We start from the raw sequence: 14966 nt of genomic DNA on the forward strand, positions 1-14966 counted from the left end.
AGACTGAACAGAATCTGAGGAGAATCGTGGCCGAGACCACCGTTGAGCAGCCGGTCGAAGAGACCGAGGCTGTCGACATCGAGAGCTACACCACCGAGTCCGAGGCCCCCGTCGTCGAGGGCGAGTACACCTCGGAGTCGCTCGCGGGCCGCTTCGGCGACCCGCAGCCGGCCGCCGGCCTGGGCCGTCGCAAGAACGCCATCGCCCGCGTCCGGATCGTCCCGGGCACCGGCAAGTGGAAGATCAACGGTCGCACCCTTGAGGACTACTTCCCCAACAAGGTGCACCAGCAGGAAGTCAACGAGCCCTTCAAGGTGCTCGAGCTCGACGACCGCTACGACGTCGTCGCCCGTATCTCGGGTGGCGGTGTCTCCGGTCAGGCCGGTGCCCTGCGCCTCGGCGTGGCCCGCGCTCTGAACGAGGCGGACGTGGACAACAACCGCGGCGCCCTCAAGAAGGCCGGCTTCCTCAAGCGCGACGACCGTGCGGTCGAGCGCAAGAAGGCCGGTCTCAAGAAGGCCCGTAAGGCCCCGCAGTACAGCAAGCGCTAAATCCCGCTCGCTGTTTGCACGAATCGCCCCGGCGGCACGTTCTGTGCCGCCGGGGCGTTCGTTTATCACGATCTGTGGCACAACCTGTGGCACCGCTCGTGGGTCAGAGGCTGTGGGGCACCCGGTACGGCACGTGTCGCGTGCCGCGGTCGGGTGTCGCAGCCGCGTGCCGCGGCCTTTCGGCCACAGCCTTGGAACAGGCGTGGGAGATATACAGGCCCGGGGGATATACCTGACGTGTGCCGGGCCGGGGGCGGGACCTCCGGCCGAGTCGCACGTGGTGGCGCGCGAGATGCTGCACGTTGTGGCGCGCGTCGCGTCGCGCATTCTGATCAAGACTGATCGAGCCTGAGCAAGTTCGGAGGACACCAGTGGGACGACTCTTCGGGACGGACGGCGTACGTGGTGTCGCCAACGCGGATCTGACGGCCGAGCTCACGCTCGGTCTCTCCGTGGCGGCGGCGCACGTACTGGCCGAAGCGGGAACCTTCGAAGGCCACCGGCCGACGGCGGTGGTCGGACGGGACCCGCGTGCGTCCGGGGAGTTCCTGGAGGCCGCCGTGGTCGCGGGCCTCGCCAGCGCCGGTGTGGACGTGCTGCTCGTCGGCGTCCTGCCGACCCCCGCGGTGGCGTATCTCACGGGCGCCCTCGGCGCCGACCTCGGTGTGATGCTCTCCGCGAGCCACAACGCCATGCCGGACAACGGCGTCAAGTTCTTCGCCCGCGGCGGGCACAAGCTCGCCGACGAGCTGGAGGACCGGATCGAGTCCGTCTACGAGGAGCACCGCACCGGCGCTCCCTGGGACCGGCCGACCGGCGCGGGCGTCGGACGGATCCGGTCGTACGAGGAGGGCTTCGAGAAGTACGTCGCCCATCTCCTCGCCGCCGTCCCGAACCGGCTGGAAGGCCTGAAGGTCGTCCTCGACGAGGCGCACGGCGCTGCCGCGCGGGTCTCGCCCGAGGTCTTCACGCGCGCGGGCGCCGAGATCGTCACGATCGGCGCCGAGCCCGACGGCCTCAACATCAACGACGGCTGCGGCTCCACCCACCTCGGCCTGCTGAAGGCCGCCGTCATCGAGCACGGCGCCGATCTCGGCATCGCGCACGACGGTGACGCCGACCGGTGCCTGGCCGTGGACCACACCGGCGCCGAGGTCGACGGGGACCAGATCCTCGCCGTGCTCGCGCTCGCCATGCGGGAGCGGTCCGAACTGCGGTCCGACACCGTTGTCGCCACGGTCATGTCGAACCTCGGGTTCAAGCTGGCCATGGAGCGCGAAGGGGTGTCCCTCGTACAGACCGGGGTCGGTGACCGGTATGTGCTGGAGGAGATGAAGCGGCACGACTACGCGCTCGGCGGTGAGCAGTCGGGGCACGTGATCATCCTGGATCACGCGACCACGGGTGACGGGACGCTGACCGGGCTGCTGCTCGCGGCTCGGGTCGCGCAGACGGGGCGTACGTTGCGGGAGCTGGCGTCCGTGATGGAGCGGTTGCCGCAGGTGCTGATCAATGTGCCCGACGTCGACCGGTCGCGGGTGTCGACGTCCGCGGAGCTGGCGGCCGCTGTGGCTGAGGCGGAGCGGGAGCTCGGGGCTACTGGGCGGGTGCTTCTGCGGCCGTCCGGGACCGAGCCGCTTGTGCGGGTGATGGTTGAGGCCGCTGACATCGATCAGGCTCGGTCTGTGGCGGGGCGGCTTGCTGATGCGGTGAAGTCCGCGCTGGGGTGAAGCTGGGTTCCCGTTTGAACGTGGGTTCCCGGTAGGGGTGGGGCTGGGGTGCGGGGGCGTTGTGGCTGGTTGCGCCGTTCCCCGCGCCCCTGAAGGGGTGCGCCCCCTAAAGGCAAAAGACTGCGCCGTTCCCCGCGCCCCTTACGTGGTGGTTCTGGACCAGAGCCATTTTTGGGTCAGGAGTGTGAGGGTGCCTGCCAGGACGATTCCTAGGAGGTTCAGGAGTAGTTGGTTGGTGGAGCCCAGGGTTTGGGATGTGTCTCCGTAGCTGAGAGCGACCGCCGCGTTCGCCGCGGCCGGGACCGTGGTGACCGAGATGGCCACCCCCACCAGGAGGCCCGACTTGGCCGAGGTCAGGGAGAGGGTTCCGGCGATGCCCGCGAGGACCGCCACGACGAACGAGAACGCGTCAGGGGCGTAGACGAAGGCCGTGTTGGGCCGGTCGCCCTCCAGCATGTCCTCGGTGAACAGGCCCAGGCCGTCCATCAGCAGGCTGAACAGCACGGTCACGGCCATCGCCACGGCGAAACCCACCAGCAGGGCGACGAGTGAGCGCAGCGCCAGGCGTGGCCGGCGCCGGACCACGGCCGTGCTGAAGCCGGCCAGCGGGCCGAACTCCGGGCCCACCGCCATCGCGCCCACGATCAGGATCGCGTTGTCGAGGATGACACCGCAGGCCGCGATCATCGTGGCGAGCGTGATGAAGGCCAGGTAGGTGACCGAGAGCGTCGACTCCTCGTGGGTTGCCTCCGCCAACTGCTCCCACAGGACCGCGTCGGCGCCCTCGCCGGGGGCGTCGATCTCCGCCTGGTCGGCGCGCTTCGACAGCGACAGGTCGATGTCCTCGACGGCGATCGACCCGGTCCTGTCGATCTCCAGCTCGCGCAGTCCGCCGATCAGTTCGTCGCCCGCCTCGCGTGCCACGTCGACCATCACGATGTCGCCGACGGGGTTGCGGGCGGCTCCCGGTACGACCGCCAGATGGGTCGTGCCGACGGTCTCCTCGATCAGGCGGATCACGGCGTCGGTCCGGTCGGACGGGGTGATCAGGCGCAGGTGCAGCATGGGGGCAGGGTAGTCGGACCGAGTGACAGGGAGCCGGTCAGAGCTTGCGCAGGCTCAGCTTCTGGACCTTGTGGTCCGGGCCCTTGCGGACGACGAGGGTGGCGCGGCCGCGGGTCGGGGCCACGTTCTCCAGGAGGTTGACCTTGTTGACGGTCCGCCAGGTCGTACGGGCGTAGTCGAGGGCCTCCTCCTCGGAGACCTGCGTGTACTTGCGGAAGTACGAGGACGGGTTCTGGAACGCCGTCTCGCGCAGCCGGCGGAAGCGGTTCAGGTACCAGAGCTCGATGTCCTCGGCGCGCGCGTCCACGTACACGCTGAAGTCGAAGTAGTCGGCGAGGCCGACGCGGGTGCGGCCGTCCTTGCCGGGGAGGGCGGGCTGCAGGACGTTCAGGCCCTCGACGATCAGGATGTCCGGGCGGCGGACGGTGAGCCGTTCGTCCGGGACGATGTCGTAGATGAGGTGGGAGTAGACGGGGGCCGTCACCTCGTCCTTGCCCGCCTTGATGTCGGCGACGAACCGGGTCAGCGCCCGGCGGTCGTACGACTCCGGGAAGCCCTTCCTGGACATCAGACCGCGGGCCTGGAGCTCCTTGGTCGGCAGCAGGAAACCGTCCGTGGTGACCCGCTCGACGCGCGGATGCTCCGGCCAGCGGGACAGCAGGGCCTGGAGGAGGCGGGCGACGGTGGACTTGCCGACGGCGACCGAGCCCGCCACGCCTATCACGAACGGCGTACCGGACTGCGACCCCTTTTCTCCGAGGAAGGTGTTCAGGGCACCGCGCAGGCCGTCGGTCGCGCCCACGTAGAGGTTCAGGAGCCGGGACAGCGGCAGATAGATGTCCCGTACCTCGTCGAGGTCGATGACATCGCCGAGACCGCGCAGTCTCTCCACCTCCTCGGCGGTCAGCGGGAGGGGCGTCTTCTCACGCAGCGCGCTCCACTGGGCGCGGGTGAGGTCGACGTAGGGAGTCGCCTCCGGCCTGGGCCGGTGGGCGCTCCGCGGCAACGGGGAGACCGATGAGATCACAGTCCATTGTTACGGGAGTTTGAACGGAGCGTCGGGTGTGCTCGGTCACGTCGGTGCGTTCTGCACGCGTCCGGGGCTCTGGACCACCGGGTCGTACGGGCATAGCGTGCCGCCCACCCGGGAGCGAGCCGCCTTCCGGGGCGCCGGCGGTGGGGATGGTCGTCATGACCGTACGTTTCCGAGTGCGTGGCCTGGGCGGGAGCAGACCCGGGGGAGGGGCCGGGGGCAGCTCCGGCCGTGGCGCGGCCGATGTGGCGGGCCAGGTGTGCAGTGAACTGGCCGTCGATCTGCCGGACGAGGACCTGGGGGAGTACCTCTACGACTGCATCGACCTCTACCGGATGGGCAGCAAGCCGCGCTGCGAGGAGGTCGAGTACCTGGGGATGGTGCAGGACGCGATCGACCGCATCGAGGGCGGCGAGTAGAGGGGACCGGCCCGGGGCGGCGACGGCCCGGGAATTTCCGATATCGGGCACGCGGTGCCTCGGTGGGGCGCGCGTCGGCATCTAGGCTGCCGCCATGTGCGGAATCGTGGGATACGTGGGGTCGCAGTCGGCGCTCGATGTGGTGGTTGCCGGACTGAAGCGGCTGGAGTACCGGGGTTACGACTCGGCGGGCATCGCGGTGCTCGCGGACGGCGGGATGGCGGCGGCGAAGAAGGCCGGCAAGCTCGCCAACCTGGAGAAGGAGCTGGTCGAGCGGCCGTTGCCGACGGGTTCGACGGGCATCGGGCACACGCGCTGGGCCACGCACGGCGGGCCGACGGACGCGAACGCCCACCCGCATCTCGACAACGCCGGGCGGGTCGCGGTCGTCCACAACGGCATCATCGAGAACTTCGCCGCGCTGCGGGCCGAGCTGGCCGAGCGCGGGCACACGCTCTCCTCCGAGACCGACACCGAGGTCGTGGCGCATCTGCTCGCCGAGGAGTTCTCCGCGTGCGCCGATCTCGCCGAGTCGATGCGGCTGGTGTGCCGGCGCCTCGAAGGAGCCTTCACGCTGGTGGCCGCGCACGCCGACGAGCCGGACGTGGTCGTGGGGGCGCGGCGGAACTCGCCCCTCGTCGTCGGCGTGGGGGAGGGGGAGGCCTTCCTCGCCTCGGACGTCGCCGCGTTCATCGCGCACACGCGGTCCGCGATCGAGCTGGGGCAGGACCAGGTGGTCGAACTGCGGCGCGACGCGGTGATCGTCACCGGGTTCGACGGGTCACCCGCCGAGACGCGGGCGTACCACGTCGACTGGGACGTGTCCGCCGCCGAGAAGGGCGGCTACGACTACTTCATGCTCAAGGAGATCGCCGAGCAGCCGAAGGCGGTCGCCGACACGCTGCTGGGCCGCGTCGACGCGAGCGGTTCGCTGACGCTCGACGAGGTGCGGATCGCGCCCGGGGCGCTGCGGGAGGTCGACAAGGTCGTCGTGGTGGCCTGCGGGACCGCCTTCCACGCGGGGCTCATCGCCAAGTACGCCATCGAGCACTGGACCCGGATCCCGTGCGAGGTGGAGCTGGCGAGCGAGTTCCGGTACCGGGATCCGATCCTGGACGCGCGGACGCTGGTGATCGCCATCTCGCAGTCCGGGGAGACCATGGACACGCTGATGGCGCTGCGGCACGCGCGCGAGCAGGGCGCGAAGGTCCTGGCCGTCTGCAACACGAACGGCTCGACGATCCCGCGCGAGTCGGACGCGGTGTTGTACACGCACGCGGGACCGGAGGTCGCGGTCGCCTCCACGAAGGCGTTCCTGACGCAGCTCGTGGCCTGCTACCTGGTCGCCCTGTATCTGGGGCAGGTGCGCGGCACGAAGTGGGGCGACGAGATCCGGGCGGTCGTACGCGACCTGTCCCGCATCGCGGAGGACGTCGACCGCGTCCTGGAGACGATGGAGCCGGTACGGGAGCTAGCGCGGTCGCTGGCCGACAAGAACACCGTGCTGTTCCTGGGCCGGCACGTGGGCTACCCGGTAGCCCTGGAGGGCGCGCTCAAGCTCAAGGAACTCGCCTACATGCACGCGGAGGGCTTCGCGGCGGGCGAGCTGAAGCACGGGCCGATCGCCCTGATCGAGGACGACCTGCCGGTGGTCGTGGTGGTGCCGTCGCCACGGGGGCGGTCGGTGCTGCACGACAAGATCGTCTCCAACATCCAGGAGATCCGGGCGCGGGGGGCGCGGACGATCGTGATCGCGGAGGAGGGCGACGAGACGGTGGTGCCGTACGCGGACCACCTGATCCGGATCCCGGCGACACCGGTGCTGTTGCAGCCGCTGGTCGCGACGGTCCCGCTGCAGGTGTTCGCCTGCGAACTGGCTACCGCCCGGGGTAACGAGGTGGATCAGCCACGCAACTTGGCGAAGTCCGTGACGGTGGAGTGACCCTTCAGGGCGGAGAGGAAGGGGGTGAAGGCTCCGGCCGGGAAGGTGAGGGTGGCCCTGGCCGGGGTCTTGGAGTCGCGGACGGCTATGTGGGTGGGGGTGGTTGCGATCTCCACGCAGTCGTTGCCGTCGTCGGGGCCTGAGTAGGACGACTTCCGCCAGTGGTCGGGGGTGGTCACGTGGCCTTCAAGGCGTTGACGAAGGCGGCGAAGGCGTCGGCTGGGAAGTCGAGGGTGCGGTCCGACGGCGCCTTTGAGTCGCGTACGGCGACGCGGGAGGGCGAACTCGCGATCTCTACGCAGTCGTTGCCGTCATCGCCGTCGGAGTAGGACGACTTGCGCCAGTTGAGGGGGGCGATCACCGGATGCCTCACAGTTCTTTGGCCAGTTCGTGGATGAAGTCACGCGATCGGTCGGGGGCGAGTGCAACCTCCTCAATCTTACGGAAGCGCGTTCGAAAGACGCCGAGCATGGCTTCGGAATCGATGAAGACCGAGCCGTGGGGTACATCGCGCACCACGGTGTCGAGTTTGGGGACGGGGCCACCGACGTACGTCATGGTGCTTCCGGCTCTGGCGAAGCCTTCCAGGGTGAACGGCAGGACGCGGACCGTGATGTGATCGGCTTCCGAGAGGTCGAGGAGCCGCGAGAGTTGCGCCCTTGCGGCGGCGCGGTCGTCGACGATGATGCGTAGTGCTGCTTCGTGAATCACCAGTTCGTACGGGATGGCGTCAGGGCCCTCGATGATCACCCGGCGGTTGATGCGGTGGCGGACGCGCAACTCCCGCTCTTCGTCAGTGAGTTCGGGAACTCGGTTGGAGAAGATCGCACGGGCGTAGGCCTCCGTCTGAAGCGGCCCCGGGACGAACAGGACGGCGACGTCGCGTCGGCACCGAGCATGGTGATCCAGCTCGGAGAGATCCAGAAACGACGTGGGCAGTAGGCCCCGGTACTCCTCCCACCAGCCGCGTGTACGGTCCGTGGCCATCGCGACCAAGGCGTCGATGAACTCGGTGTCCGTGCACGCGTAGTGGGACGCGAGGCGGCGGAGGCGTTTCTCGCTCACGCCTGACGTGCCCAACTCGATCTGGCTGATCTGGACGGAGTTCACGCCGAGCAGCGCTCCCGCCTCGCGGGCGCTGAGTCCTGCCGCCTCGCGGAGCCTGCGCAGTTCGATCGCCAGGCGCAGCTGTCGCGCTGTTGGCTCGCGCTTGGTGCCCATCGGCCGCTCCCTGGTTCAACGCGCCTGTCGCTGTGACTCGTTCGGAGTCAGATTACGGGATCCAGTTGCTAAAGCTTAAATCTAAGGTCTACGTTCAGTGACGCGACGCGCACGCTGCGAGATGTGCGGGGCTCCGGAAGCGCACCACTCCGTTCTGCCGGGACGGCTGAGGCATGCCCACCGCCCGTGCCAGACGCAGATCTCCGATACCCCACCACCGAACCGGAGTTGACGCATGCCTGAATTCGAGACCGGCGTGCCCTGGGAGTACTCCCTCTACATCCCCAACGACCTCCGGGCCGTCACGGTCAGCCGCCGCACCCTTCGGCTGATCCTCACCATGCACGGCCTGATCCGCCACGTCGACGTCGCCGAACTCCTCGCCACCGAGCTGGTGAGCAACGCCGTACGGCACACCAAGGGGCCCGCCGCCCTCCGTGTGCGCTGGTCGGCCGGCGTGCTCCGGATCGGCGCGTGGGACGCGGACCCGGGCCCGCCGGAACCGCCGTGCCTGGCGGGTGACTTGCTCGACCTGTCGGAGGAGGGGCGCGGGCTCGCCCTGGTCAAGTCCTGCGCCGACACCTGGGGCTGGCACCCGCTGACCAGCAACGGCAACGGCGGCAAGTACGTGTGGTGCGAGCTGGCCTCGACGGCGTGAACGCTGCACTCCCACAGAGGAGCCGAGTCCGTAGCCGGCGGGCGGGCCATAGGGTGCCCTGATGAGCATCATCGGGGTCGGTATTGATGTGGCCGAGATCGAGCGGTTCGCTACGTCGTTGGAGCGGACGCCGGGGATGGCCGAGCGGCTGTTCCTGGAGAGCGAGTTGCTGTTGCCCAGCGGGGAGCGGCGGGGGATTGCCTCTCTTGCCGCTCGCTTCGCTGCGAAGGAGGCGCTTGCCAAGGCGTTGGGGGCGCCGGGGGGGCTTCGGTGGACCGATGCCGAGGTGTTTGTGGAGGAGAGTGGGCAGCCTCGGCTTCGGGTCACGGGGACGGTTGCCGCGCGGGCGGCTGAGCTTGGGGTTGTGTCCTGGCATGTTTCGCTCAGCCATGATGCGGGGGTCGCCTCGGCGGTGGTGGTGGCGGAGGGGTAGTCGCTCTGCGGGGGTGGGGTTCGTGGGCTGCGGGTGCGGTGTGGCTGGTTGCGCCGTTCCCCGCGCCCCTGAAGGGCGAAGGCTGCGCCGTTCCCCGCGCCCCTTAAGGGGCAAAGACCGAAAGATTGCGCCGTTCCCCGCGCCCCTGGGGGAGTCTCGTCCGTCGTCGTCGGCTCAGGGGCTTGGGGAGCGCGCGTCCAGCGTGTGCAATCCGCTGCCGGTATGTGGGGCGTGAGGGAGACTCGGGTTCATGCGTACTGCTTACAGCGTGGAGACCGTGCGGGTTGCCGAGCAGGAGTTGATGGCTCGGCTCCCTGAGGGGGCGTTGATGCAGCGGGCCGTGGCCGGGCTCGTCGCCGCCTGCGCCGAGTTTTTGGGGCGGGTCTACGGCACCCGGATCGTGCTGCTCGTCGGCAGCGGTGACAACGGGGGCGACGCCCTCTACGCCGGTGCCCGGCTGGCGAAACGCGGCGCCGGGGTCACAGCCGTCCTGCTCGTACCCGACCGCGCCCACCCCGGCGGCCTCGCCGCCCTCCTGCGCGCCGGAGGGCGGGTCGTGCGAGGGACGGACGCGGCCGAGGAGCCCCTCCGGCGCGCCGATCTCGTCGTCGACGGCATCGTCGGGATCGGCGGCAAGGGCGGGCTGCGCCCCGACGCCGCCAAGCTCGTCGACGTGCTGGGCGAGACCCGCGCCGCCGTCGTCGCCGTCGACCTGCCCAGCGGCGTCGACGCCGACACGGGCGAGGTCCGCGGAGCCGCCGTACGCGCCGATCTGACCGTCACCTTCGGAACACACAAGCCGGGTCTGCTCGTCGACCCCGCGCGGGAGTACGCCGGGTCCGTGCGCCTCGTCGACATCGGGCTCGCGTTGCCCGGTGAGGCGGAGCTGGAGGCGTTGCAGCACGCCGATGTGGCCGCGCTGCTGCCCGTGCCCGGCGCCGAGAGCGACAAGTACCGGCGCGGGGTCGTGGGGATCGCCGCCGGGTCCTCCCGCTATCCGGGCGCGGCCGTGCTCGCAGTGTCCGGTGCCCTGCGGGGCGGCGCCGGCGCCGTACGGTACGTCGGGCCCGCGGGCGACGCGGTCATCGCGCGGTTCCCCGAGACGCTGGTGTCCACGGGGTCGCCCGAACAGGCCGGACGCGTACAGGCGTGGGTCGTCGGCCCGGGCGCCGGGGACGACGGCGATGTCGTGGCGGCCGTACTCAGGGCGGAGGTGCCCGTACTCGTCGACGCCGACGGGCTGCGGCTCGCCGACCGCGACGCCGTACGGGCCCGGCGGGCGCCCACCCTGCTCACCCCGCACGCCGGAGAGGCCGCCGCGCTGCTCGGTGTCCCGCGCGAGGAGGTCGAGGGGGCACGGCTCACGTCCGTACGAGAACTTGCCGAGCGGTACCGGGCCACCGTGCTGTTGAAGGGGTCCACGACGCTCATCGCCTCCCCCGGCGGCGGGGCCGTCCGGGTGAACTCCACCGGGACCGGCTGGCTGGCCACCGCGGGCAGCGGCGACGTGCTGTCCGGGCTGACCGGGTCACTGCTCGCCGCCGGGCTCGACGCGCCGGACGCCGGCAGCGTGGGCGCGTACCTCCACGGGCTGGCCGGGCGGCTCGCCGCGGACGGCGCGCCCGTGGGGGCGCACGACGTGGCCGAGGCGGTACGCGAGGCCTGGCGCGATGTCATGGACTGAGGGCACAACGGCACTGAGGGCACAGCGGCACTGAGGGCACAGCGGCACTGAGGGCACAGCGGCACTGAGGGCACAGCGGCACTGAGGGCACAACGGGCGACCCTGCCGCGCGGCTGACCACAGCTCGGCGCCCTCCCGGGTTTCGCTGGGCCCATGGTCCGTCACCGTCGCAGAACCGCCGCCGTACTGGTCGCGCACTTCGCCCTCGTCGCCGTGCTGTTCGCGCCGGACGCCGTCGCGGCACCACCGCCCGGCCCCGCCGCCACCGGCGCCCCCGCACCGCAGCACGAACTCGTGCCCGGCGTGCACCCGGGTCCGTACCAGCCCTGGCAGCTGGACACCCCCGACCAGGTGCTCGCCCCGCACGTCTACACCCCCTCCGCCGCGGAGGACGCCGTCGAGCCGCCGCGCGCCGCCGAGGGCGGCGACGCGCTGATCGAGTACGTACCGCTGAGCGAGGCCGTCGCGCGGCAGGCCGGGGTGACGGCGTGCAGCCGGCGCGCCGGGCCCCACCAGCGGCAGGTCGAAAGGTGGCTGCGGCGCACGGCGGACGGGAAGCAGTCGGCGGCGGACTGCCGGGCCGTCCGGGCCTTCCAGAGCGAGCAGGGCATCCGGCCCGACAGCGGTTTCGCCGGGCCCGTGACCTGGGGCCGGATGCGGCTCCTGTCGGCCGCGAAGAAGCCGAACGCGGCCGGGAGATGCCCCGTACGGGCCGGTCGCGTCGCCTGTGTCGACCTGCGGCGGCAGCTGGTGTGGGTGCAGAAGGGGAAGAGGGTGGTGTTCGGGCCCGTGCCCGTCCGCACCGGCAAGGCGGGCTACCGGACCAGGACCGGCTGGTTCAAGGTCTACTGGAAGCACAAGAACCACTGGTCGACGCTGTACAACACCCCCATGCCGTACAGCCAGTTCTTCAGCGGCGGCCAGGCCTTCCACGCCATCTACGGCAGCGTCTACAGCCCGCCCGGATCGCACGGCTGCGTCAACATGCGACTCGCCGACGCCCGCACCCTGTGGAGCAGGCTCCACAGGGGCGACCGCGTGTACGTGTGGGGCCGCAGGCCCGGTAGCTGAGACAGGCAACTGAGACCGGCAGCTGAGACCCGTACCCGGGCCCGGTGCCCGAGAGCGGTGTCGGACCCCTCTGAGACACTGGTCGGCGATGACTGAGACAGCACCCGCGCGTGCCCGCGCCGAGATCGATCTGGCCGCCCTGAGGGCCAATGTGCGGACCCTGCGCGCCCAGGCGCCGGCCGCCGCCGTCATGACGGTGGTCAAGTCCGACGCGTACGGACACGGGGCCGTGTCGTGCGCCCGCGCGGCCCTGGACGCGGGGGCGACCTGGCTGGGCACGGCCACCCCCGAGGAGGCCCTCGCCCTGCGCGCGGCCGGACTGCCGGGGCGGATCATGTGCTGGCTGTGGACGCCGGGCGGGCCGTGGCGGGAAGCCGTCGAGGCCGACCTGGACCTGGGCATCAGCGGACTGTGGGCGCTGCGCGAGGCCGTCGAGGCCGCGCGGGCGGCGGGCCGCACCGCGCGCGTGCAGCTCAAGGCCGACACCGGTCTCGGGCGCAACGGCTGCCAGCCCGCCGACTGGGCCGATCTGGTCGCCGAGGCACGGCGGGCCGAGGCCGAGGGCCTGGTCGCCGTCACCGGCCTGTGGTCCCACTTCGCCTGCGCCGACGAGCCGGGCCACCCCTCCATCCAGGCCCAGCTCACCCTCTTCCGCGAGATGCTGGCCCACGCGGAGGGAGCGGGGCTGCGCCCGGAGGTCCGGCACATCGCCAACTCGCCCGCCACCCTCACCCTGCCCGAGTCGCACTTCGACCTCGTACGGACCGGGATCGCCACGTACGGCATCTCGCCGAGCCCCGAGCTGGGCACCTCCGCCGACCTCGGGCTGCGCCCCGTGATGACGCTCTGGGCGTCACTCGCACTGGTGAAGCACGTACCGGCGGGCCACGGCGTCAGCTACGGACACCACTACGTCACCGCCGGCGCCACGACCCTCGGCCTCGTGCCCGTCGGGTACGCGGACGGCATCCCGCGCCACGCCTCCGGCACCGGGCCCGTCCTGGTGGGCGGCAAGTGGCGGACGGTCGCGGGGCGGGTCGCGATGGACCAGTTCGCGGTCGACCTCGGCGGCGACGAACCGCCGGTCGGCGACCGGGCGGTCCTCTTCGGGCCCGGCGACCACGGCGAGCCGACCGCCGAGGACTGGGCCCGGGCCGCGGGCACGATCGCGTACGAGATCGTCACCCGCATCGGAACCCGCGTACCGCGCGTCTACGTGAACGAGTAACAAGCGGGGTATCCGCATGAGTGCGGAGCACGGCAGGGCACGGCAACCCGAGCGGATGAAGAGGAGCGGTTCGTGAGCGAGAGCAGCGCGGAGGCAGCGGTGGAAGCGGCCACGGCCGCGGCCTCGGCCGTCTCCGCGGCGGGGGCCGCGAACTGGCGCAGGACCACCGGTGTCGCCGGTACCGCGATAGGCGTGATCGCCGCGGGCGCCGCCGCCGGAGTCGCCATAGAACGGCTCACGGTCGGCCGCGGCATGCGCAGGAAGGCGCGCCTCGCCCTCGACTCGGCCGGTCCGTACGGGGCGCTGCGCGGTATGCCGGGCAAGGCCGCCGCGGACGACGGCACCGAGCTGTACTACGAGGTCGACGAGGTGGAGAGCGACACCGCGCTGGCCCCGCGCCGCCGCCGGCTCTTCGGCCGCAAGTCACCCCGACCGGTCACCGTCGTCTTCAGCCACGGCTACTGCCTCAGCCAGGACTCCTGGCACTTCCAGCGGGCCGCGCTGCGCGGCGTCGTACGGACCGTGCACTGGGACCAGCGCAGCCACGGCCGTTCCGGGCGGGGCGTGGCCCAGGTCCGGGACGACGACCCCGTCACCATCGACCAGCTGGGCCGGGACCTGAAGGCCGTCATCGACGCGGCGGCGCCCGAGGGCCCGCTCGTGCTCGTCGGCCACTCGATGGGCGGCATGACGATGATGGCCCTGGCCGACCAGTTCCCCGACCTGATCCGCGACCGCGTCGTCGGCGTGGCCCTGATCGGTACGTCGTCGGGGCGGCTCGGCGAGGTCAACTTCGGGCTGCCCGTCGCGGGTGTCAACGCGGTGCGGCGGATACTCCCCGGAGTGCTGAAGGCGCTCGGGCAGCGGGCCGAGCTGGTGGAGCGCGGGCGGCGGGCCACCGCCGACCTGTTCGCGGGGATCATCAAGCGGTACTCGTTCGCGTCCAGGGACATCGACCCGGCGGTCGCGCGGTTCGCGGAGCGGCTGATCGAGGCCACGCCGATCGACGTGGTCGCCGAGTTCTACCCGGCCTTCACCGACCACGACAAGACCGAGGCACTCGCGTACTTCGCCGATCTGCCCGTGCTCGTACTGGCCGGGGTCAAGGACCTCGTGACGCCGAGCGAGCACAGCGAGTCCATCGCCGACCTGCTGCCGGACGCCGAGCTGGTGCTCGTGCCGGACGCCGGGCACCTCGTGATGCTGGAACATCCGGAGGTCGTCATAGACCGGCTCGCGGACCTGCTCACCCGCGTCGGCGCCGTGCCCGCAGGGGCTACCGTTGGTGGCTATGGAAGCACCAGCAGCACCGCGCAACCCGGGTGACCCCGGTGCCGTGACCGCGGAGATCGTCGTCAACTCGCCCGAGCAGATGCAGGAGTTGGGCCGCAGGCTCGCCAAGCTGCTACGGGCCGGCGACCTTGTGATGCTCACCGGCGAACTGGGCGCGGGCAAGACCACGATGACGCGCGGGCTCGGCGAGGGGCTCGGGGTCCGGGGCGCCGTCACCTCGCCGACGTTCGTGATCGCCCGCGTGCACCCCTCCCTCGGGGACGGTCCGCCGCTCGTCCACGTGGACGCGTACCGCCTGGGCGGCGGGCTCGACGAGATGGAGGACCTCGATCTCGACGTGTCCCTCTCCGACTCCGTGATCGTCGTGGAGTGGGGCGAGGGGAAGGTCGAGGAGCTGACGGACGACCGGCTGCACCTGCTGATCCACCGGGCCGTCGGCGATACGACGGACGAGGTGCGGCATGTGGTGGTCACGGGTGTGGGGGAGCGGTGGGGGTCTGTGGATCTGGGTGTGCTCTCCGCGTGAGCCGCGCGTGAACCGCGCGTGAGCTGTGCCTGATCCGCGTCTGGCCCGTGCCTGATTCGTGGCCGACCGTGGGGCGGGTTCGTATGTTCGCCCCAACGTTCCGACATGGCGT

At 71.1% G+C, this 14966-nt stretch carries 16 protein-coding genes; 11 read left to right on the forward strand and 5 right to left on the reverse strand.

Annotated elements, in window-relative coordinates; genetic code table 11:
* Nucleotides 1-26 precede the first annotated feature (26 nt).
* Nucleotides 27-551, forward strand: a complete 525-nt coding sequence (rpsI, locus tag IE278_RS28590; protein WP_189776136.1) for a 30S ribosomal protein S9 — start codon at nucleotides 27-29, stop codon at nucleotides 549-551.
* A 371-nt stretch (nucleotides 552-922) separates the two neighbouring features.
* Complete coding sequence (gene glmM / locus IE278_RS28595; protein WP_189776137.1) at nucleotides 923-2281, forward strand: phosphoglucosamine mutase; 1359 nt, start codon at nucleotides 923-925, stop codon at nucleotides 2279-2281.
* 141 nt (nucleotides 2282-2422) lie between these two features.
* Here the strand turns inward: glmM and IE278_RS28600 are convergent, their stop codons facing one another.
* Both IE278_RS28600 and coaA read right to left on the reverse strand, forming a co-directional pair.
* A complete protein-coding gene (locus IE278_RS28600; RefSeq protein ID WP_189776138.1) occupies nucleotides 2423-3346 on the reverse strand; it encodes a DUF389 domain-containing protein in 924 nt (307 codons plus the stop codon).
* Nucleotides 3347-3383: 37 nt separating this feature from the next.
* Nucleotides 3384-4373 carry a type I pantothenate kinase gene (gene coaA, locus IE278_RS28605; protein WP_189776139.1) on the reverse strand — a complete coding sequence of 330 codons (990 nt, stop codon included), beginning with the start codon at nucleotides 4371-4373 and terminating at the stop codon, nucleotides 3384-3386.
* Nucleotides 4374-4537: 164 nt separating this feature from the next.
* Between coaA and IE278_RS28610 the strand changes: the two genes are divergently transcribed.
* On the forward strand, nucleotides 4538-4798 hold the full coding sequence (locus IE278_RS28610; RefSeq protein ID WP_189776197.1) for a hypothetical protein: 261 nt from the start codon (nucleotides 4538-4540) through the stop codon (nucleotides 4796-4798).
* A gap of 94 nt (nucleotides 4799-4892) precedes the next feature.
* Complete coding sequence (gene glmS / locus IE278_RS28615) at nucleotides 4893-6740, forward strand: glutamine--fructose-6-phosphate transaminase (isomerizing) (protein WP_189776140.1); 1848 nt, start codon at nucleotides 4893-4895, stop codon at nucleotides 6738-6740.
* On the opposite strand, the gene IE278_RS28620 is transcribed toward glmS, so the two are convergent.
* Genes IE278_RS28620 through IE278_RS28630 form a run of 3 tightly spaced genes read right to left on the reverse strand, consistent with a single transcriptional unit; the run spans nucleotide 6701 to nucleotide 7961 of the window.
* Complete coding sequence (locus IE278_RS28620; protein WP_189776141.1) at nucleotides 6701-6919, reverse strand: DUF397 domain-containing protein; 219 nt, start codon at nucleotides 6917-6919, stop codon at nucleotides 6701-6703. The two genes, glmS and IE278_RS28620, sit on opposite strands and share 40 nt — an antisense overlap.
* On the reverse strand, nucleotides 6916-7101 hold the full coding sequence (locus tag IE278_RS28625) for a DUF397 domain-containing protein (RefSeq protein ID WP_189776142.1): 186 nt from the start codon (nucleotides 7099-7101) through the stop codon (nucleotides 6916-6918). The genes IE278_RS28620 and IE278_RS28625 overlap by 4 nt, the downstream gene beginning before the upstream one ends.
* Before the next feature lie 8 nt (nucleotides 7102-7109).
* Nucleotides 7110-7961 carry a helix-turn-helix domain-containing protein gene (locus IE278_RS28630; RefSeq protein WP_189776143.1) on the reverse strand — a complete coding sequence of 284 codons (852 nt, stop codon included), beginning with the start codon at nucleotides 7959-7961 and terminating at the stop codon, nucleotides 7110-7112.
* A 235-nt stretch (nucleotides 7962-8196) separates the two neighbouring features.
* Between IE278_RS28630 and IE278_RS28635 the strand changes: the two genes are divergently transcribed.
* From IE278_RS28635 to tsaE, 7 genes are all read left to right on the forward strand, one after another.
* The gene (locus tag IE278_RS28635; RefSeq protein WP_189776144.1) at nucleotides 8197-8619 is read left to right on the forward strand and encodes an ATP-binding protein; all 423 of its coding nucleotides are present in this window, start codon (nucleotides 8197-8199) and stop codon (nucleotides 8617-8619) included.
* A 61-nt stretch (nucleotides 8620-8680) separates the two neighbouring features.
* On the forward strand, nucleotides 8681-9052 hold the full coding sequence (locus IE278_RS28640) for a holo-ACP synthase (RefSeq protein ID WP_189776145.1): 372 nt from the start codon (nucleotides 8681-8683) through the stop codon (nucleotides 9050-9052).
* 250 nt (nucleotides 9053-9302) lie between these two features.
* On the forward strand, nucleotides 9303-10736 hold the full coding sequence (locus tag IE278_RS28645) for an NAD(P)H-hydrate dehydratase (protein WP_189776146.1): 1434 nt from the start codon (nucleotides 9303-9305) through the stop codon (nucleotides 10734-10736).
* 153 nt (nucleotides 10737-10889) lie between these two features.
* Nucleotides 10890-11807, forward strand: a complete 918-nt coding sequence (locus IE278_RS28650) for a L,D-transpeptidase family protein (protein ID WP_189776147.1) — start codon at nucleotides 10890-10892, stop codon at nucleotides 11805-11807.
* A gap of 88 nt (nucleotides 11808-11895) precedes the next feature.
* Nucleotides 11896-13035, forward strand: a complete 1140-nt coding sequence (alr, locus tag IE278_RS28655; protein WP_189776148.1) for an alanine racemase — start codon at nucleotides 11896-11898, stop codon at nucleotides 13033-13035.
* Between the two features lie 72 nt (nucleotides 13036-13107).
* Complete coding sequence (locus IE278_RS28660) at nucleotides 13108-14361, forward strand: alpha/beta fold hydrolase (RefSeq protein WP_189776149.1); 1254 nt, start codon at nucleotides 13108-13110, stop codon at nucleotides 14359-14361.
* Complete coding sequence (gene tsaE, locus IE278_RS28665; RefSeq protein WP_189776150.1) at nucleotides 14327-14854, forward strand: tRNA (adenosine(37)-N6)-threonylcarbamoyltransferase complex ATPase subunit type 1 TsaE; 528 nt, start codon at nucleotides 14327-14329, stop codon at nucleotides 14852-14854. The genes IE278_RS28660 and tsaE overlap by 35 nt, the downstream gene beginning before the upstream one ends.
* Nucleotides 14855-14966 lie beyond the last annotated feature (112 nt).

Origin of the sequence: Streptomyces tauricus (genome assembly GCF_014650955.1) — a bacterium.
Taxonomy (GTDB): domain Bacteria; phylum Actinomycetota; class Actinomycetes; order Streptomycetales; family Streptomycetaceae; genus Streptomyces; species Streptomyces tauricus.

Coding starts and splice junctions, on each gene's coding strand:
- IE278_RS28600 (WP_189776138.1), bottom strand. CDS start 3,346: ATGCTGCACCTGCGCCTGATCACCCCGTCCGACCGGACCGACGCCGTG.
- IE278_RS28610 (WP_189776197.1), top strand. CDS start 4,538: ATGACCGTACGTTTCCGAGTGCGTGGCCTGGGCGGGAGCAGACCCGGG.
- glmS (WP_189776140.1), top strand. CDS start 4,893: ATGTGCGGAATCGTGGGATACGTGGGGTCGCAGTCGGCGCTCGATGTG.
- IE278_RS28630 (WP_189776143.1), bottom strand. CDS start 7,961: ATGGGCACCAAGCGCGAGCCAACAGCGCGACAGCTGCGCCTGGCGATC.
- IE278_RS28635 (WP_189776144.1), top strand. CDS start 8,197: ATGCCTGAATTCGAGACCGGCGTGCCCTGGGAGTACTCCCTCTACATC.
- IE278_RS28640 (WP_189776145.1), top strand. CDS start 8,681: ATGAGCATCATCGGGGTCGGTATTGATGTGGCCGAGATCGAGCGGTTC.
- IE278_RS28645 (WP_189776146.1), top strand. CDS start 9,303: ATGCGTACTGCTTACAGCGTGGAGACCGTGCGGGTTGCCGAGCAGGAG.
- IE278_RS28650 (WP_189776147.1), top strand. CDS start 10,890: ATGGTCCGTCACCGTCGCAGAACCGCCGCCGTACTGGTCGCGCACTTC.
- alr (WP_189776148.1), top strand. CDS start 11,896: ATGACTGAGACAGCACCCGCGCGTGCCCGCGCCGAGATCGATCTGGCC.
- tsaE (WP_189776150.1), top strand. CDS start 14,327: ATGGAAGCACCAGCAGCACCGCGCAACCCGGGTGACCCCGGTGCCGTG.